This is a genomic window from Xanthomonas sp. AC360 (genome assembly GCF_979258225.1).
Window position 1 is genome coordinate 3,406,226 of sequence record NZ_OZ409846.1, and the last position, 24,039, is coordinate 3,430,264.

18 protein-coding genes and 1 pseudogene are annotated in these 24,039 nt (G+C 64.5%); 9 read left to right on the forward strand and 10 right to left on the reverse strand.

The window, feature by feature from the left end; genetic code table 11:
* Positions 1-29 precede the first annotated feature (29 nt).
* Both gyrA and ACZZ0O_RS14670 read left to right on the forward strand, forming a co-directional pair.
* Positions 30-2,738: a DNA gyrase subunit A gene (gene gyrA / locus ACZZ0O_RS14665; protein WP_115553487.1), complete on the forward strand. Its 2,709-nt coding sequence runs from the start codon at positions 30-32 to the stop codon at positions 2,736-2,738.
* A gap of 224 nt (positions 2,739-2,962) precedes the next feature.
* Positions 2,963-5,433 (forward strand): annotated as a pseudogene (locus tag ACZZ0O_RS14670) (membrane-bound PQQ-dependent dehydrogenase, glucose/quinate/shikimate family).
* A gap of 166 nt (positions 5,434-5,599) precedes the next feature.
* Here the strand turns inward: ACZZ0O_RS14670 and ACZZ0O_RS14675 are convergent.
* Positions 5,600-6,340, reverse strand: a complete 741-nt coding sequence (locus tag ACZZ0O_RS14675) for a hypothetical protein (RefSeq protein WP_463591120.1) — start codon at positions 6,338-6,340, stop codon at positions 5,600-5,602.
* 227 nt (positions 6,341-6,567) lie between these two features.
* Between ACZZ0O_RS14675 and ACZZ0O_RS14680 the strand changes: the two genes are divergently transcribed.
* Entirely contained in the window at positions 6,568-7,194 is a 627-nt protein-coding gene (locus ACZZ0O_RS14680) for a hypothetical protein (RefSeq protein WP_463591121.1), read from the forward strand.
* A 6-nt stretch (positions 7,195-7,200) separates the two neighbouring features.
* A complete protein-coding gene (locus ACZZ0O_RS14685) occupies positions 7,201-7,659 on the forward strand; it encodes a hypothetical protein (RefSeq protein WP_463591122.1) in 459 nt (152 codons plus the stop codon).
* 238 nt (positions 7,660-7,897) lie between these two features.
* Here ACZZ0O_RS14685 and hutU read toward each other — a convergent pair whose 3' ends face one another.
* The 4 genes from hutU to hutI all read right to left on the reverse strand — a co-directional run bounded on the left by hutU (position 7,898) and on the right by hutI (position 13,370).
* On the reverse strand, positions 7,898-9,565 hold the full coding sequence (gene hutU, locus ACZZ0O_RS14690; RefSeq protein ID WP_463591123.1) for a urocanate hydratase: 1,668 nt from the start codon (positions 9,563-9,565) through the stop codon (positions 7,898-7,900).
* 16 nt (positions 9,566-9,581) lie between these two features.
* Positions 9,582-10,439: an N-formylglutamate deformylase gene (gene hutG, locus ACZZ0O_RS14695; RefSeq protein ID WP_463591124.1), complete on the reverse strand. Its 858-nt coding sequence runs from the start codon at positions 10,437-10,439 to the stop codon at positions 9,582-9,584.
* A gap of 166 nt (positions 10,440-10,605) precedes the next feature.
* Positions 10,606-12,147, reverse strand: coding sequence for a histidine ammonia-lyase (hutH, locus tag ACZZ0O_RS14700; RefSeq protein WP_463591125.1), 1,542 nt, complete (start codon positions 12,145-12,147; stop codon positions 10,606-10,608).
* Positions 12,148-12,164: 17 nt separating this feature from the next.
* On the reverse strand, positions 12,165-13,370 hold the full coding sequence (hutI, locus tag ACZZ0O_RS14705) for an imidazolonepropionase (protein ID WP_463591126.1): 1,206 nt from the start codon (positions 13,368-13,370) through the stop codon (positions 12,165-12,167).
* 60 nt (positions 13,371-13,430) lie between these two features.
* Here hutI and ACZZ0O_RS14710 point away from each other — a divergent pair, with 60 nt between their 5' ends.
* Complete coding sequence (locus ACZZ0O_RS14710; RefSeq protein ID WP_463591127.1) at positions 13,431-14,801, forward strand: formimidoylglutamate deiminase; 1,371 nt, start codon at positions 13,431-13,433, stop codon at positions 14,799-14,801.
* A 42-nt stretch (positions 14,802-14,843) separates the two neighbouring features.
* Complete coding sequence (gene hutC / locus ACZZ0O_RS14715; protein WP_055844604.1) at positions 14,844-15,581, forward strand: histidine utilization repressor; 738 nt, start codon at positions 14,844-14,846, stop codon at positions 15,579-15,581.
* A gap of 516 nt (positions 15,582-16,097) precedes the next feature.
* Here hutC and ACZZ0O_RS14720 read toward each other — a convergent pair.
* The 3 genes from ACZZ0O_RS14720 to ACZZ0O_RS14730 all read right to left on the reverse strand — a co-directional run bounded on the left by ACZZ0O_RS14720 (position 16,098) and on the right by ACZZ0O_RS14730 (position 18,606).
* Positions 16,098-17,105 carry a restriction endonuclease gene (locus ACZZ0O_RS14720; RefSeq protein ID WP_463591128.1) on the reverse strand — a complete coding sequence of 336 codons (1,008 nt, stop codon included), beginning with the start codon at positions 17,103-17,105 and terminating at the stop codon, positions 16,098-16,100.
* 503 nt (positions 17,106-17,608) lie between these two features.
* Entirely contained in the window at positions 17,609-18,169 is a 561-nt protein-coding gene (locus ACZZ0O_RS14725) for a phasin family protein (RefSeq protein ID WP_463591129.1), read from the reverse strand.
* 161 nt (positions 18,170-18,330) lie between these two features.
* A complete protein-coding gene (locus ACZZ0O_RS14730; protein ID WP_055844595.1) occupies positions 18,331-18,606 on the reverse strand; it encodes a polyhydroxyalkanoic acid system family protein in 276 nt (91 codons plus the stop codon).
* Between the two features lie 263 nt (positions 18,607-18,869).
* Here ACZZ0O_RS14730 and ACZZ0O_RS14735 point away from each other — a divergent pair, with 263 nt between their 5' ends.
* Positions 18,870-19,679: an FHA domain-containing protein gene (locus ACZZ0O_RS14735; protein ID WP_115560481.1), complete on the forward strand. Its 810-nt coding sequence runs from the start codon at positions 18,870-18,872 to the stop codon at positions 19,677-19,679.
* Here ACZZ0O_RS14735 and msrQ read toward each other — a convergent pair.
* Together msrQ and msrP are read right to left on the reverse strand one after the other, a co-directional pair.
* A complete protein-coding gene (gene msrQ / locus ACZZ0O_RS14740) occupies positions 19,621-20,277 on the reverse strand; it encodes a protein-methionine-sulfoxide reductase heme-binding subunit MsrQ (RefSeq protein ID WP_463591130.1) in 657 nt (218 codons plus the stop codon). The two genes, ACZZ0O_RS14735 and msrQ, sit on opposite strands and share 59 nt — an antisense overlap.
* Before the next feature lie 131 nt (positions 20,278-20,408).
* On the reverse strand, positions 20,409-21,377 hold the full coding sequence (msrP, locus tag ACZZ0O_RS14745) for a protein-methionine-sulfoxide reductase catalytic subunit MsrP (RefSeq protein WP_463591131.1): 969 nt from the start codon (positions 21,375-21,377) through the stop codon (positions 20,409-20,411).
* Positions 21,378-21,553: 176 nt separating this feature from the next.
* Here msrP and serC point away from each other — a divergent pair, with 176 nt between their 5' ends.
* Together serC and pheA are read left to right on the forward strand one after the other, a co-directional pair.
* Positions 21,554-22,639: a 3-phosphoserine/phosphohydroxythreonine transaminase gene (gene serC / locus ACZZ0O_RS14750; protein WP_463591132.1), complete on the forward strand. Its 1,086-nt coding sequence runs from the start codon at positions 21,554-21,556 to the stop codon at positions 22,637-22,639.
* Between the two features lie 66 nt (positions 22,640-22,705).
* Entirely contained in the window at positions 22,706-23,929 is a 1,224-nt protein-coding gene (gene pheA, locus ACZZ0O_RS14755) for a prephenate dehydratase (protein ID WP_463602905.1), read from the forward strand.
* Positions 23,930-24,039 lie beyond the last annotated feature (110 nt).

Below are 24,039 nucleotides of genomic sequence, written 5' to 3' on the forward strand. Positions count from 1 at the left end.
TCGCCCGCCACCTCACTTACGGAACCCGAATGGCAGAAACCGCCAAGGAAATCATCCAGGTCAACCTGGAAGACGAGATGCGCAAGAGCTATCTCGATTACGCCATGAGCGTGATCGTTGGCCGCGCACTCCCCGATGCCCGTGACGGCCTCAAGCCTGTGCACCGCCGCGTGCTGTTCGCGATGCACGAGCTGGGCGCCCACAGCAACAAGGCCTATTTCAAGTCGGCGCGTATCGTCGGCGACGTCATCGGTAAATACCATCCGCACGGCGACCAGTCGGTGTACGACACGCTGGTGCGCATGGCGCAGCCGTTCTCGCTGCGCTACATGATGGTGGACGGCCAGGGTAACTTCGGTTCGGTCGACGGCGACTCCGCCGCGGCGATGCGTTACACCGAGTCGCGCATGTCGCGGCTGGCGCATGAGCTGATGGCCGATATCGACAAGGAAACCGTCGATTTCCAGCCCAATTACGATGAAAAGGAATTGGAACCGACGGTCATGCCGACCCGGTTCCCGAGCCTGTTGGTCAACGGTTCTGCCGGTATCGCGGTGGGCATGGCCACCAACATCCCGCCGCACAATCTGACCGAGGCGATCAACGCCTGCATTGCGTTGATCGATACGCCCGAGCTGGATGTCGAAGGCTTGATGGAGTACATTCCGGGCCCGGATTTCCCCACTGCCGGCATCATCAACGGCACCGCCGGCATTGCCGCCGGCTACCGCACCGGCCGTGGCCGCGTGCGCATCCGCGCCAAGGCCGATGTGGAAGTGGCAGACAACGGCCGCGAGGCGATTGTCGTCACCGAGATCCCGTACCAGGTCAACAAGGCGCGGTTGATCGAAAAGATCGCCGAGCTGGTCAAGGAAAAGAAGCTCGAAGGCATCAGCGAGCTGCGCGATGAGTCCGATAAGGACGGCATGCGTATCTACATCGAAATCAAGCGCGGCGAGTCGGCCGAGGTTGTGCTCAACAACCTGTACCAGCAGACCCAGATGGAGTCGGTGTTCGGCATCAACATGGTGGCGCTGATCGACGGCCGCCCGCAGTTGATGAACCTCAAGCAGATGCTGCAGGCGTTCATCCGCCACCGCCGCGAAGTGGTCACCCGCCGCACCATCTACGAACTGCGCAAGGCGCGTGCGCGTGCGCATGTTCTGGAAGGTCTGACCGTTGCGTTGGCCAACATCGATGAAATGATCGAGTTGATCAAGACCTCGGCCAACCCGCAGGAAGCGCGCGAGCGCATGCTGGCCAAGACTTGGGAACCGGGTCTGGTCGGTGCGCTGCTGGGTGCCGCCGGTGCCGAAGCGTCCAAGCCGGAAGACCTGGCGCCGGGCGTGGGCTTGGCCAATGGCTTCTATCAGCTGAGCGAAGTGCAGGCCTCGCAGATCCTGGAAATGCGTTTGCATCGCCTGACCGGGTTGGAGCAGGAAAAGCTGACCGACGAGTACAAGCAGTTGCTCGAGGTCATCCAGGGCCTGATCCGCATCCTGGAAAACCCCGATGTGCTGCTGCAGGTGATCCGCGACGAGCTGATCAACATTCGCGAAGAGTACGGCGACGAGCGCCGCACCGAGATCCGTCACAGCGAAGAAGATCTGGATATTCTCGATCTGATCGCGCCGGAAGACGTGGTGGTGACCTTGTCGCACGCCGGTTATGCCAAGCGTCAGCCGGTGAGCGCGTATCGCGCGCAGCGGCGTGGCGGGCGTGGCCGTTCTGCCGCAGCGACCAAGGAAGAAGATTTCATCGATCAGCTGTGGCTGGTCAACACGCACGACACGTTGCTGACCTTCACCAGCAGCGGCAAGGTGTTCTGGCTGCCGGTGCATCAGTTGCCGGAAGCCGGCTCCAATGCGCGTGGCCGTCCGATCATCAACTGGATTCCGCTGGAATCCGGCGAGCGGGTGCAGGCGGTGTTGCCGGTGCGCGAATACGCCGACAACCGCTATGTGTTCTTCGCGACCCGCAACGGTACCGTCAAGAAGACCCCGCTCAGCGAATTCGCCTTCCGTCTGGCGCGCGGCAAGATCGCGATCAATCTGGACGATGGCGACGCGCTGGTCGGCGTTGCGCTGACCGATGGCGATCGCGACGTATTGTTGTTCGCCTCTAACGGCAAGACCGTGCGCTTTGGCGAATCCACTGTGCGTTCGATGGGCCGTACCGCCACCGGCGTGCGTGGTATCCGCATGCCCAAGGGCGAGGAAGTGGTCAGCCTGATCGTGTCCGACCCGGCGGGTGGGATCGAGATCGAGTCCGATGAAGACACTGCGGACGACGTCGTCGATAGCGCAGACGGCGCCGAGGCGGCGGTGATCGACGTCGCCGAGAGCGACGATATGGCCTACATCCTCACCGCCACCGAGAAGGGCTACGGCAAGCGCACTCCACTGTCCGAATACCCACGCAAGGGACGCGGCACGCAGGGCGTGATCGGTATCCAGACCAGCGAGCGCAACGGCAAGCTGGTGCGTGCGGTACTGCTGGGCGCCACCGACGAAGTGCTGCTGATCTCCGATGGCGGCACCCTGGTGCGCACACGCGGTTCGGAAATTTCGCGCGTGGGCCGCAACACGCAGGGTGTGACGTTGATCCGTCTGTCCAAGGGCGAGAAGCTGCAGGCGGTCGAACGCCTGGACGCATCGCTGGATGAAGTGGACGACGTGGTGGAAGAAGCGAGCGCAACCGTCGAGTCCGTCGCGCTGCCGCCGGCAACCGAAGAATGATCGGCTAGCGTCATCGCTGCAGTTGAACGAAAACGCCGGCAATGCCGGCGTTTTTTTATTGCATTTTGTTTATTGCGCGCTCGTTTTATTGCAGGCGATGACATGTGCAACGCAGTGTTTAAGCGCCCCCACTGCGGAAAACGCGGTGCTTTCACCGGCGCAGGTCGAAGGTGATTGGCGGTGCGGCGGCGTTGCGTCGCCGCTGAGTCGAAGAGGAACAACTGATGACGAATGTGGATCGTCCTTCCGGTCGCGGCCATTGGGCGCTTGCGATCTTGGGAGGCGTGATTGCCGTGCTGGGTGCGGTGTTGCTGGCCGGTGGCGTGTGGTTGGCCACGCTGGGTGGCTCCTGGTATTACGCACCAGCCGGTGCGGCGATGCTGATTGCTGGCGTGTTGCTGTTCCGTGGCCGCAACGCGGGCGCGTGGTGGTTTACAGCCGTGGTGGCCGGCTCGGTGCTGTGGACGTGGTGGGAGTCGGGCAGCGATTACTGGCGTTGGGTGCCGCGTCTGGGTCTGATCGTGGGCCTGGCGTTCGTGCTCGCGCTGCTGTTGCCAACACTGCAACGCCCGGTATCGCGCGCGCTGTCGCGCAGCGTGGCGGGTGTACTGGCGGCAGTGTTTGTGGTCGCGTTCGTGCTGGCGTTCATTCCGCACGGCGTCACCGAGGCCGATGGCGCGCTGGCGCATGCCGCCGGGATGGCCGGTGGTCTGGTCAATCGCAGTGCACCGGCAGCATCTGCAACGACCGATGTGCAACCGGCCAACGCGCCGGCAGATGGCGATTGGGCGGCGTACGGGCGTAGCCAGGCAGGTCAGCGCTATTCGCCGCTGCAACAGATCAACCGCGACAACGTCGCACAGCTGCAGCAGGCCTGGGTTTTCCATACCGGCGATCTGCCGAGCAAGCGCTGGGGCGCGGAAACCACACCGCTGAAGGTGGGCGACAGCCTGTACCGTGCACTGCGCGCAACCAGGTGATTGCGCTGGATGCGTCCACCGGCAAGCAGCGTTGGCGCTACGACCCCAAGGTCAAGGACGAGGCGATTCCGTATACCGCCGCGTGCCGTGGCGTGTCGTATTACGAAGTGCCAGCGGCAGCCAACGCTGGCGCTGCCGAAGTGGCATCCAATGGCTCAGCGCTGTGCCGCACGCGGGTGATCGAAGGCACGCTGGATGGGCGCCTGATTGCGCTGGACGCACGCAGCGGTCAGCTGTGCCCGGACTTCGGCAGCAATGGGCAGGTCGATATCACAGTGGGCATGGGCGAGACGCCGCCCGGCTATGTGTCGATCAATTCACCGCCGGCGATCGTGCGTGGGGTGGTCGTTACTGGGCATCAGGTGCTCGATGGGCAGAAGCGGTACGAGCCGTCCGGTGTGATCGAAGGCTTCGATGCGGTGACCGGTAAATTGCGCTGGGCCTGGGACATGACGCATCCGGATTGGGATGGCGCACCGCCACCGGGCCAGAACTGGACGCCTGGCACGCCCAATATGTGGACCACCGCCGCTGCGGACGAGCAGTTAGGGTATGTGTACCTGCCGATGGGTAATTCCACTGCCGATTACTGGAGCAGCTCGCGCACGCCTCCAGAGAATCGCTACGCCACCTCGCTGGTGGCGCTGGACGTCACCACCGGCAAGCCGGTGTGGAATTTCCAGACCACGCATATCGACGCGTGGGATTACGACCTGGGTTCGCAGCCGAGCCTGATCGACTTCCCCAAGGATGGCGTCAAGGTGCCGGCGGTGTTGCTGCCGAGCAAGCAGGGCGAGTTGTATGTGCTGGATCGGCGCACCGGCAAGCCGCTGGTCGGCGTGGAAGAACGTGCGGTGCCCGGCGGTGGCGTGGAGCCGCAGATGCGCGCAAAAACCCAGCCGTTTTCGCTGTATCACACGTTGCGCAAGCCGGATCTGACCGAGCGCGATATGTGGGGCATGACCCCGATCGACCAATTGGTGTGTCGTCTCCAGTTCCGCAAGGCCAGCTACAAGGGCATCTACACGCCACCGGAAGCCGATCTGCATTCGATCGAGTATCCCGGTTACAACGGCGGCTCGGATTGGGGCAGCGTGGCGGTGGATCAGCAGCACGGCGTGATCGTGGCCAATTACAACGACATGCCGAACTACAACCTGTTGGTACCGCGTGCAAAGGCCGACAAGCTGGGCTGGGCGCCGCGCGACCAGGTGCGCGGCGATGCCGGCGGCGCAGAAGGCGCGGGCGACCCGCAGGCAGGCACGCCGTATGCGATCAACGTCAATGCCGGCTGGCGGCTGCCGTTTACCAAGCTGTTGTGCAAGGAGCCGCCGTATGGCGGTATCCGCGCCATCGATCTGGCCAGCGGCAAGACGCTGTGGGACCGGCCGTTCGGCAGTGCGCGCGGCAATGGCCCGTTCGGCATCCGCTCCGGCCTGCCGATCGAGATCGGCACACCGAACAACGGTGGTTCGGTGGTGACAGCGGGTGGTTTGATCTTCATCGCGGCAGCCACCGACGACCTGATCCGCGCCATCGACCTGGCCACCGGCAAGGAACTCTGGCACGCCAAGTTGCCAGCCGGCGGGCAAGCCAACCCGATGGTGTATTCCTACGGCCGCCGCGAGTACCTGGTGATCATGGCCGGCGGCCACCACTTCATGGAAACCCCGGCCGGCGATGCGTTGATCGCCTACGCATTACCGCAGCATTAGTACTGGAAGTGGAAACAAAAACGCGCCGATAACGGCGCGTTTTTTTTTGCGCTAGCGAAGCGCAGTTTCAATGCTTTGGATGCGTGCAGGCGAGTTGACCCAACAGTTCTCCGATCACACGCTTTTGCGATTCCCGATTCCCGATTCCCGATTCCCGATTCCCGAATCACTGCTCCGCTGCCACCGCCACGGCCGCTTCATCGTCCTGCACCGCGTCCTGCACATCCTGCGCCAGCGTCGCCTTGACGATGATCGAGCGAATGGCGTCGGTGGCCTCCGACAGTGGCACATCGCTGCTCAGGCGCTGGAAGGTGTCGCGGCTGTTGTAGCCGGAGCCGTCCTTCAGATAGTGCTCGTACATCGACAGCAGATCCTGGCAGGCCGTGATCAATGCCGCGATATTGCCGCGCACCAACGCGTGACCCACCTGGTCGAAGCTGTGCAGGCAGTCAGCCAGCCAATGCAGGTCGTAGCGTGCCGTGCTGGGCTCGGGCGCATTGTGACCGCGGCTATAGGCGCTGTAGCGACGCAGGCTGCGTGCGACACGGGCGACATGGGCAAACAGCGTGCCGATCTCGTTGGCGATATCCAAACGCTGCACCATGACCATCGGAATCACTTGCTCGGGGACCTCTGAGCGCTGCTGTTCTACCGCGTTTTGTTCCTGCTGCTCCAGCGACTGCTTGAGCACGGTGTAGCTGCGCTGTAGCGATTCCAGCTCCAGCGTGGTGGCCGCGGCGCGTGCCTTGAGCTGCGACAGCGCCGCCTGATAGCGCGCAAGACTGTCCTGGGTACTGGCGTGCTGCCCGTACTCGACATTGAGCTGGCGCCCACGCACGAACGCCAGACCCGTGGCGATGAGCGCCCAGAGTGCGAAGGCAGGCACCAGGTAGATCAGGATGCCCATGGAGGCTCCTCGGAACGATGCATACTTTGTCGGCCTGCTGCCGGCAGTCTTTAGGGCAATCCTCGAGAATGTGACGGGCCAAGATGATTTTTGCCGTCCAAGCAGGCTGCAGCCGGCAGATCTTGCGGACCCTGACGAAAGACACGTTGCGAGCTGCATCCCTGCATGCTCGAATCAACTCACTCGCTAGTCCGGAGTCCCGCATGCGCAGATGGAGTGATTGCTGGATGACCAGGCTGCGCACCATCCGCGCAGTCGCACTGATCTGGATGTTGCTGTGCGCCACTGCGCATGCCGCACCACCCACACCGCCATCGACGCAAGTCCAGGTGGGCTATAGCGAAGCGACGGATCTTTTCAACCTGCTGGATAACCTGTCGGACTGGTTGCCGGGTTTTACGGTGCCTGTCTACCGTAGCTACATGGAAGCCCATGGAGGGCTGGATCAGGCGGATCTTGCCGCGCTGGCCGCCTATGCGGAATTCCGCCGCCGCACCTCGGGGCTGGCAAAAGAAGACGACCTGGAGGTGGTCGACCGTGTTTTCGCGCCAGACGCCACCCGTGAGGCGGATCCGTTCTCACGGCATTTCCTGGGGGATGCAGGCTTTGAGGCGTCAGCGAATGCCGCAATTGCAGAGCAGTCAGCGGATGACCAGAAACTGTTACGCGCGTATTTTACGCGGTTCGTTCCGCGTGCCAGCCGTTTGATCGTAGTTGCACCACGTTTCGAGCAACAGATGCGCGTGCTGAGAGAGGAGCTGTCCAACCCTGTCGTTTCCCGCTTGGCATCGCAGATGCGTGATTTCTTTGCTGTGCTGGACCCTCCGGTATTCGAGGCACGATTCGTGTGGTAGCCAGAGATGCATACCACTCAAGCCAAAGTACGTGGGCGCACCATGCTGCTCTATTCCCAACACGATGCGCCCACCGGCACGGCATCGATGGACTGGACGCCAATCCTGTTGCACGAGTTGAGTCACTCCTTGTCTGCGGGGCAGCCAGCCGCGCGTAAACGCATGCTTGCTGCCAACTTCTTGCGGCTGTGCCCGAGTGCAGCCAATGTGCGCAACCCGCTCAACGCCCTGGAAGAGCCATTGGCGATTTACTGGGGACAGTATCGATTCGAACACGCGGTGCGTGGACGTACGTTGCCGCGCTTATTGCAGTGGTATATCCAGGCGGATGCAGACCGCGCGGCAAAGGCGATCGCAGCCGCATACCCTGCAAGTGAGGCCGCGCCGCTGCTCGATGACAGCGCATTGCTGGCGGCTGCTGCATCTGCCTGCAAGCAGGCACAGATGGAAACCAAAGCCGACTGAGGCGATGCATCTCCCGCAGAGTATCTGGCTCGCTCATCTGGAGAGTGGTTTGTAGGCGTCGAGTCCACCTAGAGCGGCTAACAACACTGGTATAGAGCGATTGATCTGTGGCTTGGCTGTGGTGTGCTTGCCCGCCCACCATTGGAGGACACGCCGTAGGTACGTCCCTGTAGGTTCTTCTGCGGCATCCATGCCGCATAAAGTCCCGTGGTCTACCGCGCGCTGTCGGCGAGCGAACTCAGCCAAGAATCCCCGGTAAATCCAGCCCTTTTTCCTTCGCGCATTCGGTTGCGATCGCATACCCGGCATCGGCGTGGCGCATCACGCCGGTGGCGGGGTCGTTCCAGAGCACGCGTTCGATGCGCTTGTCGGCTGCGTCGCTGCCGTCGCAGACGATGACCATGCCGGCGTGTTGCGAGAAGCCCATGCCGACGCCGCCGCCGTGGTGCAGCGAGACCCAGGTTGCGCCGCTGGCGGTATTGAGCAGGGCATTGAGCAGCGGCCAATCGGACACCGCATCGGAGCCGTCGGCCATGGCTTCGGTTTCGCGGTTCGGCGAGGCGACGCTGCCCGAATCCAGATGGTCGCGGCCGATCACCACCGGGGCTTTCAATTCACCGCTGCGCACCATCGCGTTGAAGGCCAGGCCGAGCCGGTGGCGGTCGCCCAGACCGACCCAGCAGATGCGTGCGGGCAGGCCCTGGAAGGCGATTTTTTCGGCGGCCATGTCCAGCCAGCGATGCAGATGCGCATCGTCGGGAATCAATTCCTTGACCTTGGCATCGGTCTTGGCGATGTCTTCCGGGTCGCCGCTGAGCGCGACCCAGCGGAACGGGCCGATGCCGCGACAGAACAGCGGGCGGATGTAGGCGGGCACGAAGCCGGGGAAGTCGAACGCGTCGGACACGCCTTGCTCCAGCGCCATCTGGCGCAGGTTATTGCCGTAGTCCACGGTGGGCACGCCGAGCGCGTGGAAGGTGAGCATGGCGCGGATGTGGTTGGCCATTGCCTCGCGTGCGGCGGCTTCCACTTCCTTGGGCGCGCTCACGCGCTTTGCGTCCCACTCGTCCACGCTCCAGCCTTGCGGCAGGTAACCGTTGACCGGGTCGTGCGCGGAGGTCTGGTCGGTCAGCAGGTCCGGCTTGATCCCACGTAGCAGCAGTTCGTCCAGCACGTCGGCGACATTGCCGAGCAGGCCGACCGACAACGGCTTCTTTGCCGTGCAGGATTCCTCGATCAGGCGCAGCGCTTCGTCCAGCGAGTCGGTCCAGGTGTCCAGATAGCCGGTGCGCAGGCGCATGTCGATGCTGGAACGGCGGCACTCCACCGCCAGACACGAGGCGCCGGCCATCACCGCGGCCAGCGGCTGCGCGCCACCCATACCGCCAAGGCCGCCGGTGAATAGCCACTTGCCGGCCAGGCTGCCGCCGTAATGCTGGCGGCCCATCTCCACGAAGGTTTCGTAGGTGCCTTGCACGATGCCTTGCGCGCCGATGTAGATCCAGCTGCCGGCGGTCATCTGGCCATACATCGCCAGACCCTTTTTATCGAGTTCGTTGAAGTGGTCCCAGGTGGCCCAGCGCGGCACCAGATTGGAATTGGCGATCAGCACGCGCGGTGCGTCGACATGGGTGCGGAACACACCGACCGGCTTGCCCGATTGCACCAGCAAGGTTTGGTCGTCGTCCAGCCGAGTGAGTGCGGCGACGATCGCATCGAAGGATTCCCAGTCGCGCGCGGCACGGCCGATGCCGCCATACACCACCAGTTCCTGCGGGCGCTCTGCTACATCCGGGTCCAGGTTGTTCATCAACATGCGCAGCGGTGCTTCGGTGAGCCAGCTCTTGGCGGTGAGCGTGGTGCCGGTGGCGGCGCGGATGACGCGGGTTGCATCGTGACGGGTCATGCCGGGTTCCTTGCAATCAACGGTTGGCCGCGTGCGGCGCGGTGTCGGATAAGGGCGCAGTGGCGAACTGCAGGCAGGCCAGCAGCACATGCCGCAGCACTGCGCGTAACGCGGCGGCGTGCACCGGCTGCCATGGCGTAGGCCAGTTGTCGGGGGTGATGGTGTCCGGCTCGCGCATGTAGCCGCGGCAGGCCAGTTCCATCTGCAGGGTGTGCACGCCCTGGTCGGGTTGCGCGTAGTGGCGGGTGATCCAGCCGCCCTTGAAGCGCCCGTTGCGCACGGTACTGGAGCTACTGCTACGGCACAGTTGTTCGACGGCGTCGGCCAGGGCCGGATCGCAGCTGCGATCGTCGTTGCTGCCGATGTTGAACTGCGGCAACTCACCGTCGAAAAGGTGCGGGATGAAAGAGCGGATCGAATGCGCGTCGTACACCACGATGTTTGCGTGTTGCTGACGCAGGCGCGCGATCTCGTCGGCGAGTGCGGCGTGATACGGGTCGAACCAGTGCGTGCGACGCAGATCGATCTGCGCCTGATCCGGCGCCTGCCCATCGGCATACAGCGGCTGATTGTCGAAGGTGGTCAGCGGACACAGGCCCGTGGTGTTCTGGCCCGGATACAGCGAAACGCCGCTCGGGTCGCGGTTGACGTCGATGACCGAGCGCGAGATGGCGGTGCGCACCGTAGTGGCACCCAGCGACTGTGCGAAGTCGTAGACCTGGTGCACCCACCAGTCGGCGTCGCGGCGCGCCAGCCACGGCGACACGAACTGGTCGGCCACCGTGTCGGGCAGCTCGGTGCCAGTGTGCGGGAAGCTGACAAGCAACGGCGCGTCGCCGCGATGCACTTCCAACCAATCGGGCAGGGTGTTCATGGCTGCGCTCCGGTTACGTGCACAGTGGCGAGCAAGTCGTGTTGGCGATACGCATAAACGCCATCATCGTGCTGGGCGCAGCATGCAGCCGTTGCTGGTGCGGCAATACCACGCAATGCACAGCGCGGTGCTAGGACGCTGCGCAGGTGATGTGCAACCCGCCGCGTCATGCGTCCTGCTCCACACCCGGCAGTGCGATCGCCACTGCGTTGGCCAAGGCGCCTGACCGTACCAGCGCGCTTGCAGCCAGCATATCGGGATGGAAATAGCGGTCGTCCTGTAGCGTTGCGACCTGCGCACGCAACAGCGCGCGTGCCGCTTCCAGCGCAGTGCTGGAGCGCAGCGGTGCATGGAAATCGCAGCCTTGCACCGCCGCCAACAACTCGATGCCGATCACGTGCGCGGCATTTTCTGCCATGGCCAGCAGACGTCGCGCGCCGTGCGCCGCCATCGACACATGATCTTCCTGATTGGCCGAGGTCGGAATCGAATCGACGCTGGCCGGATACGCGCGCTGTTTGTTTTCCGACACCAACGCCGCAGCGGTGACCTGCGGAATCATGAAGCCGGAATTGAGGCCTGGGCGAGGGGTGAGAAACGCCGGCAGACCAGACAGTGCCGGGTCGACCAGCATCGCGGTGCGGCGTTCGCTGATCGAGCCGATTTCGCACACCGCCATCGCCAGCATGTCAGCAGCAAACGCTACCGGCTCAGCGTGGAAATTGCCGCCAGACAAGGCCTCGCCGGTATCGCTGAAGACCAACGGATTATCGGTGACGCCATTGGCTTCGATGTCCAGCGTGCGCGCGGCCTGCCGCATGATGTCCAGCGCCGCGCCCATCACCTGCGGTTGGCAACGCAGGCAGTACGGATCCTGTATGCGCACATCGCCGAGGCGATGCGATTCGCGAATCGCCGAGTTGGCCATCAAGGCGCGTAAGGCAGTTGCAGTGGCGATCTGCCCCGGTTGCCCGCGTAAGGCATGGATGCGGGCATCGAACGGCGTATCCGAGCCTTTTGCCGCTTCCACCGACAGCGCGCCGGTCACCAGGGCGGCCTGCAATACGGTTTCGATCTCGAACAAGCCGGCCAGCGCGCAGGCAGTGGAAAATTGCGTGCCATTGAGCAGCGCCAACCCTTCTTTTGCGCCGAGCACGCGTGGCTGCAACTGCGCATGCGCGAGCGCGTCCGCGGCTGGCAGGCGCTTGTCGCCGACGAAGGCTTCGCCAACGCCGATCATCACCGCGGCCAGATGCGACAGCGGTGCCAGATCGCCGGAGGCGCCGACCGATCCCTGGCACGGCACCACCGGCGTGATGCCCGCACGCAGCATCGCTTCCAGCAACGCCAGCGTACCCGGTTGCACGCCGGAAGCGCCCTGGGCAAGGCTGGTGAGTTTGAGCGCCATCATCAGCCGCACCACCGGCACCGGCGTGGGGTCGCCGACGCCGGCCGCATGCGACAACACGATATTGCGCTGCAGGGTCTGCAGGTCTTCGCGCTCGATGCGCACGCTGGCCAGCTTGCCGAAGCCGGTGTTGACCCCATAGACCGGCTCGCCGCGTGCGACGATCGCCTCCACCGTCTGCGCGCTGCGCAGCACTGCGGCCGCACAGGCGGCGTCCAGCGCCACATCGGCGCCGCGATACAGCGCACGCCATTGCGCCAGCGTTACCTGGCCGGGTTGCAAGACAACAGAAGCACTCATGACAACTCCAGAGTCGATCAGGTCGAATGCCCGCGCCAGATGCGGGCATGAAGAGGGTTGAAGCCCATGCGATAGACCAGGTCGGCCGGCGCGTCGATGTCCCAGATCGCCAGGTCGCAGTCCATGCCGGCGCGCAGCCGGCCAAGTCGCGCACTGCGGCCCAGCGCACGCGCCGCTTCGCGGGTGAACCCGGCGATGCATTCGTCCACCGTCATGCGGAACAACGTGGCCGCCATGTTCATCGTCAGCAACGGGCTGGTCAGCGGCGAAGTGCCCGGATTGCAATCGGTGGCCAACGCCAGAGGCACACCGGCCGCCCGCAGTGCATCGATCGGCGGCAGCTGGGTATCGCGGGTGAAATAAAACGCGCCGGGCAGCAAGACCGCCACGGTGCCGGCGCTGGCCATCGCATCGACGCCGGCCTGGTCCAGGTACTCGATATGGTCGGCCGACAACGCACCATGGCGCGCCGCCAGTGCCGCGCCGTGCTGGTTGCTCAATTGCTCGGCATGAATCTTGAAGCGCAAGCCGTGTGCCTGCGCGGCGACGAACACCTGTTCGGCCTGCGCCGGCGAAAACGCCAGGTGCTCGCAGAAGACGTCGACCGCTTCGGCAAGCCCCTGCGATGCAATTGCCGGAATCATCTGCGTGCAGACCGCATCGATGTACTGCTGCGCATCGCTCCCCGGCGGGACCGCGTGCGCGCCTAGAAATGTCGGCACCACTTCCACCTGCCGCAGGGTTGCGAGCTGGCGCGCCACGCGCAGTTGCTTGGTTTCGTCCTCCAGCGTGAGCCCGTAGCCGGATTTGATTTCCAGCGTGGTCACGCCCTCGGCGAGCATGGCATCCAGGCGCGGCAGGCTGGCGGCGAGCAACGCGGCATCGTCTGCGGCGCGAGTGGCGCGCACGGTCGCCACGATGCCGCCACCGGCCGCGGCGATCTGCGCATAGCTGGCGCCGCGCAGGCGTTGTTCGAATTCGTTGGCGCGATTGCCCGCATACACCAGATGGGTGTGGCAATCGATCAGGCCCGGGCTGATCCAGCGCCGCTGGCAATCGTATGTATTGTCGGCTTCGAACGTCGGTGCTTGCGCTGCCGGGCCGGCATACACGATCCGGCCGTCCCGACAGGCGATCATGCCATCGGTCACGATGCCCAGCCCGCCGTCGGCGGCGTCCAGGGTCATCAGCTGCGCGTTGTGCCAGAGAACGTCGCAATGCATGGCGCAGGCTCGTGGTGTCTGATATGTATATACAATAGATTCGTCAATCGAGGGTGTCCAGTGGCAGATCAACCGGTACAAGCGTTGTGGGCAGCGCGGGCCCTGTTGCCGAGTGGCTGGGCGGGCGGTGTGCGGATCACGCTGGAGCAGGGGCGTATCGCCACCGTGCAGACCGATGCGGCCGCGGCCGCCACCGATACGCGTGCCGATGTGCTGGTGCCTGGCCTGGGCAACCTGCACAGCCATGCGTTTCAGCGCGGTATGGCCGGCCTGACCGAAGTGGGCGGACGCAGCGGCGACAGTTTCTGGAGCTGGCGCGAGCTGATGTACCGCTTCGTCGACCGGCTGGACCCGGACAGCCTGCAGGCAATCGCCGAGCAGGCGTATGTGGAAATGCTGGAGAGCGGCTTCACCCGCGTTGGCGAATTTCATTATCTGCACCACACCGTCAGCGGTGTGCCGTACGCGCATGCCGGTGAGATGTCCGAGCGCATCGCCGCTGCGGCCGCCAGTACCGGCATCGGGTTGACCTTGTTGCCGGTGTTCTACGCGCACTCGGATTTCGGCGGGGCTGCACCGAGCGCCGCGCAAAAGCGCCTGATCCACGACATCGATGGGTTTGCGCGCCTGCTCGACGACTGCAGGCACAGTCTCAAGACGTTGCCGGATGCCGTGCTCGGGCTGGCACCGCACAGTTTGCGCGCGGTCACGCCGCAGCAACTGGCGGCGCTGGTGCCGCTCACCGATGGCCCGATCCACATCCATATCGCCGAACAGCAGCGCGAAGTCGACGCCTGCCTGGCCTGGTCGGGCCAGCGTCCGGTGCAATGGTTGCTGGCAAACGCGCCGGTGGCGGCGCGCTGGTGTCTGGTGCACGCCACGCATGTGGATGCCAGCGAGCTGCGGGCGATTGCCGACAGTGGCGCGGTGGTCGGGCTGTGCCCGATCACCGAGGCCAATCTGGGCGACGGGCTGTTCCCGATGCAGGCATTCGCTGCGGCTGGCGGGCGTTTTGGCGTGGGTTCGGATTCGAACGTGCTGATCGATGCGGCCGAAGAACTGCGCCTGCTCGAATACGGCCAGCGGCTGCGCCTGCAGGCGCGCAATGTGCTGGCGCCTGCCGACGTTTCGAGCGGGCGCTGGTTGTACGAAAGGGCGGGCGACGGCGCGGCGCAGGCGCTGGGTGTCGCGCAGCACGGAATCCGGGTCGGCGCCGCAGCCGATCTGGTGGAACTGGACACCAGCCATCCAGCCTTGCTCGCACGCAGCGACAACGCAGTGCTGGACAGCTGGCTGTTTGCCGCACGCGCCACTGCGGTGCGGCACGTCTGGCGTGGCGGGCGCCATGTGGTGCGCGATGGGCAGCATGTCGATCGCGCACGGATTGCCTCGCGTTTTGCCGGAGTCTTGCGAACAGTGCTCGGCAATTGAGCCGATGCGCGCACAATGCAGGTCTGACCGGAGACCGCAGCTTTGACCGCTACCCCCATCGCCGCGCCCGGTACCTTGCATCACCGCATCCGGCAGGATATCGAGCAACGGATTCATAGCGGCGACTGGCCGCCCGGCCATCGCATCCCGCCCGAACACGAGTTGATGACGCAGTACGGCTGCTCGCGTATGACCGTCAACAAAGTGCTCGGCCTGCTCGCCGATGCCGGCATGATCGAGCGCCGCCGCCGCACCGGCTCGTTCGTCGCCCGGCCGCATCCGCATCTGGAGCAGGTGGCGCTCTCGATCCCGGATATCGAAGTGGAAATGACCACGCGCGGTCATCTCTATACGTTTTCCCTGTTATCGCGCCGGCTGCGCAACGTGCGCCAGCGCGTGCCGCAGGAGCGCGCGTTGGGTAGTACCGGCAAGCTGCTGGCGCTCGATAGCGTGCATCTGGCCGACGGGAGCCCGTTCGCGTTGGAGCAGCGCGTGATCGATGTGACCACCGTGCCCGATGCGTTGGCGCAGACGTTCACCGATGTGGCGCCCGGAAGCTGGCTATTGCGCAACGTGCCGTGGACGCGTGCCGAGCACCGCATCAGCGCGGTCAGCGTCGACGCAGCGCAAGCCAAGTGCCTGCAGGTCAACGAAGGTGCAGCGTGCCTGGTGATCGACCGCCACACCTGGCGTGGAGATCAACCAGTGACCTACGTTCGCCAGTTGTTTCTAGGCGGCTCGTACGATCTGGTGGCGCGGTTCGCGCCTGGAATGCGTTGAGCGCTGGCGCTGGAACGCTTGGGTAGGACCTCGGTAACGGTGCTGTTGCTGATGGTGGCGAGATCGATAGCGACCTGTAGCAGGCATGGTTATCAGCGCTGGTCAGCGGCTGCCATCACGCCGGCAAATCGGACGCGAAATACTGCGCGTCGTCTGCCGGGGAATCCGTGTATCGCAACATCGGGCTTATGCAAGATCGTGACTGAGATGGCTGCACACAGTCGGCTGGTACATCTGCTTCAGGACACCGCAGACTTGCGGCTCATCGTGCGTACGACTGCTGTTTTGGCTTGATCGGCTTACAGCGGATCGTGACTTCAATGGCTGCAGGTAGTCAGCCGGCACATCTGCGGCACGCCATCGCGAGCTTGCAGCTGATCGTGCTTAGGACTGCGCGAGCTTGCAGCTGGTCGTGAACACGATTGCCGTCTCGACCCAGTCGAGCCTACAGCAAACCGCTGTGTTCAATCGCGCGACGCAGTTCGCTGGTCGTCACCCACCATCAGGCGCAACGCATCAGATCGTGGTGCACTGCCGCCAGCGCACCGGCTCGTCCACCCCCGGGCGGGGATTGAGCTGCACGCGGACCGTGCGCAGGTAGGGGTAGCGCTCAAGCTCGTTGCAGATCAATGGCCACGCCGCGCTGTCTTCCACGGTGCGATCCACCGCCAGCGTTGCCTGGGTGATCCAGATGCCACGCACCAAGCCCGGTGTTTGCGCCAAGGTTTTGGACACCTCGCGTCGATAGCCTTGCAGCGTTGCGTCGTCCGGCTCTGCCGCATTTGCGGACGGTGTTGTGGCGGCAGTCGGCGCTGCAGCTGGCGCCTGCTGCGACGCGCTCCCTGGCGAGGTGGCCACCGATGGCGTGCTCGGTTCCGCAGCAGCACGTGCACGCGGAGCAGCAGCGGTCTGCGCCGGTACCGGTGCCGGCTCGGGCGGGCGCAACGCGAGCACCGCTACAAGCGCCAGTGTGGCCAGTGCCGCGCCGGCAATGATGCTGTGGCGGATCGCCCGTCGCCGTGCCGTGTTGACCACGCCGGTTTCCACATCGCCGGGCAGATACGGCTTGAGCAAGGGCCATAGCCGCGTGCCATCCAGGACTTCGATGGACTGTTTTTCTGCGGCCGCCAAGCCTTCGCGCTCCATGCGGCCCTCGGTCACCATCATGCCGCCGCCCGCACCGGCCAGCCGCGCCATCGCCCCCAACTCGTTGACCGCCGCCACGCCGATGCGATAGCCGCGGCCATGCTTGCAGGCCACCAGGCGGGTGCCTTGATCGGTCTGCATCATGAAGTCGGCGGTGGGCAGGCCGTCCTGCGGCAGCTGGGTCGGTTGCCAGCCGCGCTGGTCCTGCAGAACCCGCAGCACCACGGCGGAAAAATCCCGCCAATGCATGGCCGCGAGGGCGCGTATGCCAGCGTCGGTTTCGTTGGCGCGGCGTCGCACCAGCCAGAAGTAAGCGGACACCGCAAGCCAGAGCAGCAGTGCAGCCAGGAGCGCCAAGATCCAGGAAGGCATAAGCATCAAGCGAAGGTATGGCGCGTATAACGAATCGGTACGCCTAGAAGAATCCTTCGCGCAGGTTTCGTCAATGGATCGCAGGCGGGGATGTCGCGAGGCGTGACCCAGACAACGAAAGACCCGCCAGTCCGAAGCCGTGAGGGGAGGGGAGCAAACGGACTTCGTGGTACAGGACTGGCGGGTCCATCCCGATTGTCTGAAAAATAATGTTGCTTTGCAACATCGGGCCGGGATGTGGCGATTGACCAACCAATCGCGTGCAAGCGTGTCTAACGTCGTCGAACTGACACTACTCGCGCAACATCATGTTCAACCGGGCAGCCCGTTTTGGAGCCCGTCAACGTCCTCCCAAGAATGCGTGAAGACGTCTCAGTGGCGCTAACGGCCCAACAGACGGTCGACATCTGAAGGTCTGCACGGGCAACCCACGTGCAGACCCGATTGCGACCGGGATACATCCGCCGCTGGAACGCGTCAGATTTCGCTACCACCTGCGGCGGTGGGGCTTATTCCCCGTCGAACGCAGCAGGATTGCCGGTCGCTGACGTGTGACCTGTCGATGCGCCTGGACTGCTCGCGTCGCTGCTGGCGGCTTGCGCGGCCTGGTTGGCGGTGCGGTTGGCCCGCTTGGTGGCCGCGGTGTTGGCCCGTACCTGCGCCTTCAACGATTCGACTTCGCGACGCAGGTTTTCCAGTTCGTCCTGCTCGGGAATGTTGAGCGTGCGCAGCACGCCTTTGACGCGGTCGTCGAACGCCTTGCCCAGCTTGTCCCAGCCGCGCACGGCGGTATCGCGGGCCTGCTCGAACTGGGTTTCCACTTCCTCGCGCAGCTCGTCCACGCTGTCGGCGGCCTTGCGCTGCCCGGTGCGCTCGTAGGCGGCGCCTTCGCGCACCAGCGAGTCGAACAACTTGCCGCCTTCGCTCTGCACGCGGCCCAGTGCGCCGAGTCCGGCTAGCCACACGGTCTGCGCCGACTCGCCAAGCCGCCGCGAAATCTGCTCTGCCTGGGCCTGGAAGCCCGACGCGCTGGTGTCGCGGTTACCGTTCTGATCGTATCCGGTCGTCATGCGATGCTCCTGTCGATTGCCAAAGTGACGTTGCGTTCACCCTAGTGCCGGCCCTGCATCGGGCAGGTGAAGCGGCGCCCGACCGGCCTGGCCTAAGCATCCGCCCATCGCCTGCGGGGCGGGTGACTTGGCGCTGAAGCAGCAACCGCAACCGCGCTCGCTCAGGCGAGCTTTTCGGAGAGCAGGCGACGGATTTCCGATTCCACCATCGGCTGCACGGCCGACAGCAGGAAGCCGAGCTCGGCCGTCACATGCACCTGCTGCGGCAACAGCGCGATCGCGCCATCCACGCCGGCGCGGGAGATGCGCAAGGTGTCGCCTTCCCAGTGCGAGGCAACTCCGTAGCGATCGGTCAGCTTGCGTGCCGCCTCGTCGATCGCCGCGCGGGCCTGTGCCGGCGGCAGGGAATGGTCGTGGCGGATATCGATGCTGGACATGAGCTGCCTGGGTAAGACGATAAGGAGTCGCGCATTGTGCGCATGCGCGCGCCTGGCTCCAAGTGCGGCGGTGCGCAACGAAGCCGCACTGGCGACCAGAGCGACTGCACGGCGACGCGCGGTGAGCGGCGATGCCTGCACCTCGAACGCTTGGGCATGGGCGCTCTACAGCCACGGCATCGACTGCGCACCGTGCTGGCATCCAACGCATGAGGCCGCGGTTGTTGGCCGCTGGCGCGAGCAAACCTGCTAGGCTGCGGCGGGTGCGCGACCTGCAAGTTCATTTCACTCACCGGCAGCAGCCGGATCATTCCCTCAAGCCCGGCGTCCACCGGATCGTCCGTCATGCCTCCGGCAGCGTGCGGGTGGTGGCTGACGCCCAGGGGGCGCTGTTGTTGGCGCAGTTCTGCCTGGACCAGCGTGGGCTGTGGTTGCAGGTGGCCAACGGGATCCGCGGCATCCACGTCAACGGGCGCCCGGTGCGGCGCATGGCGTTGCTGCGCCCCGGCGATGCGATCTATGCCGACGGCGTGGAGATGCTGTTGCGCAGTGCGCCCTCCAGCGCACCGGCCAACGATGTGCCGGAAGACGATGCCGGCCTGAGCGAAGTCTGCTTGCTGTTGCGTGGGCTGGGCGGCCGTCACCACGGGCGCAGCTTCACCCTTGACCGCTCGCGCCTGGTCGGCAGCGACCCGGCATCGGACATCGTCATCGACGACCCTGCCTTTGCCGCGCAGCACGCTCGCCTGGAGCGTCACGGCGACCGTGTGCTGATTCGCGATCTGGGTTCGGAAGAGGGCAGCTGGATCAACGGCGTGCAGGTGCGCGATGGCTGGCTGCAGGCCGGCGACCAGGTCGTGTTCGATGCCCGCCACCGCTTCGTGGTGGAAGTGCCGCGCATCCACCACGGCACTACCTGGGATATTCCCGATTCCGAACCGCCGCTGCCGCCGCGTGCCATCAGCGAGCCGGTACGCGCGCCGATGAAGGTGGCGCGTTGGCCGTGGTTGCTGCTCAGCGCGGTGCTGCTGGCGGCGGCGCTGAGCGCCTTGCTGTGGTTTGGCGCGCGCTGAGTTTCTTCCAGATCCGCCAGCCCAGCAGGACTGCGAGGATGCCGGCATACAGCGCCGGCTCGCGGATATCGGACTTCACCAGCCACCAGAAGTGCAGCACGGCCAGCACGCCGATCGGATAGATCAGCTGATGCAGGCGGCCCCAGTTGCGCTTGAGTCGACGCATCCAGCCCTGGGTCGAGGTGATCGCCAGCGGCAGCAACAGCAGCCACGCCGCAAAGCCCACGGTGATGTAGGGGCGCTTGAGAATCTCTTCGAAGATCTGCGTCCAGAAGCCGCGCAGGTCCAGGCTCAGATACACCGTCAGGTGCACGCTGGCGTAGAAAAAGGCGTACAGCCCCAGCATGCGGCGGAAGCGGATCAGCACGGCCTGGCCGGTGAGCTGGCGTAGCGGCGTGATCGCCAGCGTAATCAACAGAAAGCGCAGCGCCCACAACCCGGTGCGGTGCTCGATCTCGGCCACCGGATCGGCGCCCAGCGCATCGCTGCCGGTCTGCCACACCTGCCAGAACTGCCAGGCCAGCAAGGCGATCGGCGTCAGTGCGGCGGCATGCACCGCCACCTTGGCGGCAATCAGGGAAGCAGAGGTCTTGGCCATGCGATCTCAAAGAGGGAAGCGATGCCGCGCGGGCATTAACATGCATCGTAGGAGCGCACCCGGGCGCGATGGGCTTTGCTGGTCATGCCCGTCGCGCCCGGGTGCGCTCCTACGCGGGGGACATCACTACCTTAGAACCACTTCTTCAGGTCCATGCCCGCATACAGCGATGCCACCTGATCGGCATAGCCGTTGAATGGCTTGGTCGCGATACGTTCGGCAAACAACTTGCTGGCGGTACCGGCGATGCGGCGCTCGGTCTTCTGGCTCCAGCGCGGGTGGTCCACCGCCGGGTTGACGTTGGAAAAGAAGCCGTATTCCGACGGCTGCAGATCGTGCCAGGCGGTCTCGGGCATCTTTTCGACGAAGCGAATTTCCACAATCGACTTGATGCTCTTGAAGCCGTACTTCCACGGCACCACCAGGCGCAACGGCGCGCCGTTCTGCTGTGGCAACGGCTTGCCGTACAGAGCGGTGGCCAGCAAGGTCAGCGGATGCATCGCTTCATCGATGCGCAAGCCTTCGCGATAAGGCCAGTCGATCGAGCGATAGCGCACGCCTGGCATCTGCTGCGGGTCGGCCAGGGTGGTGAAGGACACGTACTTGGCTTTTGAGGTCGGCGCAAAACGCTTGAGCACCTCGCCCAACGGCACGCCAGTCCACGGGATCACCATCGACCAGCCTTCCACGCAGCGCAGCCGGTAGATGCGCTCTTCCGGCGTGATGCCCTTGAGCACTTCGTCCAGCGACAGGCTGCCGGGTTTTTCGCATTCGCCGCTCACCTTCACCGACCACGGCGACAGCTTGAGCGTCTTGGCGGCCTTCGATGGATCGGTCTTGTCGGTGCCGAACTCATAGAAATTGTTGTAGCTGGTGACGTCTTCCAGCTTGGTCAATTCTTCGGTGGTGCGGAAGCCGCTACGCGCTTGCGCCGGCGTCACCACCGTCTTGGGCGGTGGCGGCGGGTCGGCCTCGGCGCACCCGGCAATGCCCAGTGCCGGGGTCAGCGCAAACAGCTGCAGCAGCCGGCGCCGGTCGCGGTAGACGGACTCATCGGTGATCTCGCTGGACGGCAGTTTGAAAGCATCGCGAAACGACATGGCAGGCTCCGGCAGTGGCTGCAGCGTGAGAGTAGCCCACCGGGGCGGAAGTTCGTCCCGTGGCAGTTACCACGTTACGTGATGCTCAGCCAAAAGGATGCAGCTGCAACTTTTTTGCCCGCTGCCAAGCCCGATGCGCTGCGGCATACTAGAAGGCTAGCTCGACAAGGTGTGCCATGACACGCGCGTTCAATTTCAGTGCCGGCCCTGCGACATTGCCGGAATCGGTCCTGCGGCAGGCGCAGGCGGAGATGGTCGAGTGGAACGGCGTTGGCGCCTCGATCGTGGAAATCAGCCACCGCAGCGCCGATTTCATGGCGGTGGCGGCCGCGGCCGAAACTGATCTGCGCAGTTTGTTGTCCATTCCCGACGACTACGCGGTGCTGTTTACCGCCGGTGGCGCCACCACCATCCAGGCACTGTTGCCGCTGAATTTCGCCGCGCCCGGGCAGGCTGCCGATTATGTGATCACCGGGCACTGGGGCAAGACCGCAATCAAGCAGGCGGCGCCGTACGTGGATGCGCGCATTGCCGCAGACGCACAGGCAGATGGGTTTATCGACATCCCGCCGGTGGCCAGCTGGACCTTGTCGCCGCACTCGGCCTACGTGCACATCACCGCCAACGAGACCATCCACGGCGTGGAGTTTCGCGACACGCCGGATGTCGGCACCTTGCCGCTGTTCGCCGATTTCAGCTCGTCGATTGCGTCCGAGCCGCTGGACATTTCGCGCTATGGGTTGATCTACGCCGGTGCGCAAAAGAATCTGGGCCCGGTCGGCATTTCGGTGCTGATCGTGCGCCGCGATCTGCTGGAGCGCGCCGGCCAATCGCGTGCGGACATCTTCAACTACGCCTCGCATGCCGCGCGCGATTCGATGCTCAACACCCCGCCGACCTGGAACTGGTACCTGCTCGGGCTCACCGTGAAGTGGATGCTGGAACAGGGCGGGGTGGAAGAGTTCGCGCGTCGCAATGCCGAGAAAGCCGCGTTGGTGTACGGCGCCATCGATGGTTCGGGCGGCTTCTATCGCAACCTGATCAAGCCGGCGGTGCGCTCGCGCATGAACATCCCGTTCTTTCTGCCGAACGAGCAGCTGGACGCGTTGTTCGTCAGCGAATCCAAGGCCGCCGGTCTGTTGGCACTGAAGGGCCACAAAGCCGTCGGCGGCATCCGCGCCTCGCTTTACAACGCCATGCCGGTGGCCGGCGCGCAAGCGCTGGCGGCTTTCATGCACGATTTTCAGCAGCGTCACGGCTGAGTTCCAACTTCGACCGCGGCGCAGGCCGCGCAGGCGCTTGCGCCGTTTCTCAAGGAATGCCCAGCGATGGCTCCCAAGTCCAATAAACCCACTGCTGCCAAGGGCAGCAAGACCAAAGCAGCGAGCACGTCTGCGGACACATCGGCGACCAAACAGGTGGCCAAGTCCGCGACCAAACCGGACAAGGCCATCGGCAAGCCGGCCACCGCCGCACCGGTGCTGGCCGATGTACGCGCCAAGATCGACGCGATCGACCGCAACATCCAGGAATTGATCGCCGAGCGCGCCAACTTTGCCCATCAGGTCGGCAAGGCCAAGGGCAAGCTCGCCGCAGCGGTGGATTACTACCGCCCCGAGCGCGAAGCACAGGTGCTGCGCATGGTGGTGGACCGCAACGAAGGCCCGCTCAGCGATGAAGTGCTGGTGCACGTGTATCGCGAAATCATGTCCGCGTGTCTGGCCCAGCAGGAGCCGTTGAAGATCGGTTACCTCGGCCCGGAAGGGACCTTCAGCCAGCAAGCCGTGCTCAAGCATTTCGGTCGCTCGGCGGTGGGCTTGCCGATGGCGACCATCGAAGAAGTGTTCCAGGAAGTGGAAGCCGGCAACGCCGATTTCGGCGTGGTGCCGGTAGAGAATTCGGGGCAGGGCACCATCCAGGTCACGCTGGATATGTTTCTGACCTCCAACCTGAAAATCTGCGGCGAAGTCGAGCTGCGCGTGCATCAGTATCTGCTCTCGCGCAACGGCCGGCTGGAAGACATCGAGCGCATCTACGCGCATTCGCAATCCTTCGCACAGACCGCCGGTTGGCTGCGCTCGCACCTGCCCAAGGTCGAGAAGCTTGCGGTGTCCAGCAATGCCGAAGGCGCGCGGCGCGCACGCAATGCCGAAGATGCTGCAGCCATCGGCGGCGAGAGTGCGGCGCATGTGTACGGCTTGAAGAAAGTCATCATGAAGTCGATCGAAGACGACGACGACAACACCACGCGCTTTTTGGTGATTGGCCGGCAGATCTTCCCGTCGTCCGGGCACGACCGCACGTCGGTGCTGGTGTTCATCCACGACAAGCCGGGCGCGCTATTCGATGTGCTCAGCCCGTTCGCGCGGCACGGCATCAGCATGAACCGCATCGAGTCGCGGCCCTCGCACCAGGCCAAGTGGGAATATGGGTTCTTCATCGATCTGGTCGGCCATGTGGAAGACGAGGCGATGAAGCAGGCACTGGCCGAGCTGGAAGCGCATTCGGCGCAGATCAAGGTGCTGGGCTCGTATCCGGTCGCGATTCCCTAAGCGCTCGATCACCCGCCCAACTGGCGCGCCGCCGCTCTGGCGATGACGGCGCTGCCATCTCTATACCAAGCGCATCGCCTGCATGGCGGCGGCGCAGCAATCGGATCATT

What these genes read in the sequence shown, in the direction of transcription:
- gyrA (WP_115553487.1), top strand. Translation starts at nt 30, where the DNA reads ATGGCAGAAACCGCCAAGGAAATCATCCAGGTCAACCTGGAAGACGAG.
- ACZZ0O_RS14675 (WP_463591120.1), bottom strand. Translation starts at nt 6,340, where the DNA reads ATGGGCATCCTGATCTACCTGGTGCCTGCCTTCGCACTCTGGGCGCTC.
- ACZZ0O_RS14680 (WP_463591121.1), top strand. Translation starts at nt 6,568, where the DNA reads ATGACCAGGCTGCGCACCATCCGCGCAGTCGCACTGATCTGGATGTTG.
- ACZZ0O_RS14685 (WP_463591122.1), top strand. Translation starts at nt 7,201, where the DNA reads ATGCATACCACTCAAGCCAAAGTACGTGGGCGCACCATGCTGCTCTAT.
- hutU (WP_463591123.1), bottom strand. Translation starts at nt 9,565, where the DNA reads ATGACCCGTCACGATGCAACCCGCGTCATCCGCGCCGCCACCGGCACC.
- hutG (WP_463591124.1), bottom strand. Translation starts at nt 10,439, where the DNA reads ATGAACACCCTGCCCGATTGGTTGGAAGTGCATCGCGGCGACGCGCCG.
- hutH (WP_463591125.1), bottom strand. Translation starts at nt 12,147, where the DNA reads ATGAGTGCTTCTGTTGTCTTGCAACCCGGCCAGGTAACGCTGGCGCAA.
- hutI (WP_463591126.1), bottom strand. Translation starts at nt 13,370, where the DNA reads ATGCATTGCGACGTTCTCTGGCACAACGCGCAGCTGATGACCCTGGAC.
- ACZZ0O_RS14720 (WP_463591128.1), bottom strand. Translation starts at nt 17,105, where the DNA reads ATGCTTATGCCTTCCTGGATCTTGGCGCTCCTGGCTGCACTGCTGCTC.
- ACZZ0O_RS14725 (WP_463591129.1), bottom strand. Translation starts at nt 18,169, where the DNA reads ATGACGACCGGATACGATCAGAACGGTAACCGCGACACCAGCGCGTCG.
- ACZZ0O_RS14730 (WP_055844595.1), bottom strand. Translation starts at nt 18,606, where the DNA reads ATGTCCAGCATCGATATCCGCCACGACCATTCCCTGCCGCCGGCACAG.
- msrQ (WP_463591130.1), bottom strand. Translation starts at nt 20,277, where the DNA reads ATGGCCAAGACCTCTGCTTCCCTGATTGCCGCCAAGGTGGCGGTGCAT.
- msrP (WP_463591131.1), bottom strand. Translation starts at nt 21,377, where the DNA reads ATGTCGTTTCGCGATGCTTTCAAACTGCCGTCCAGCGAGATCACCGAT.
- serC (WP_463591132.1), top strand. Translation starts at nt 21,554, where the DNA reads ATGACACGCGCGTTCAATTTCAGTGCCGGCCCTGCGACATTGCCGGAA.
- pheA (WP_463602905.1), top strand. Translation starts at nt 22,706, where the DNA reads ATGGCTCCCAAGTCCAATAAACCCACTGCTGCCAAGGGCAGCAAGACC.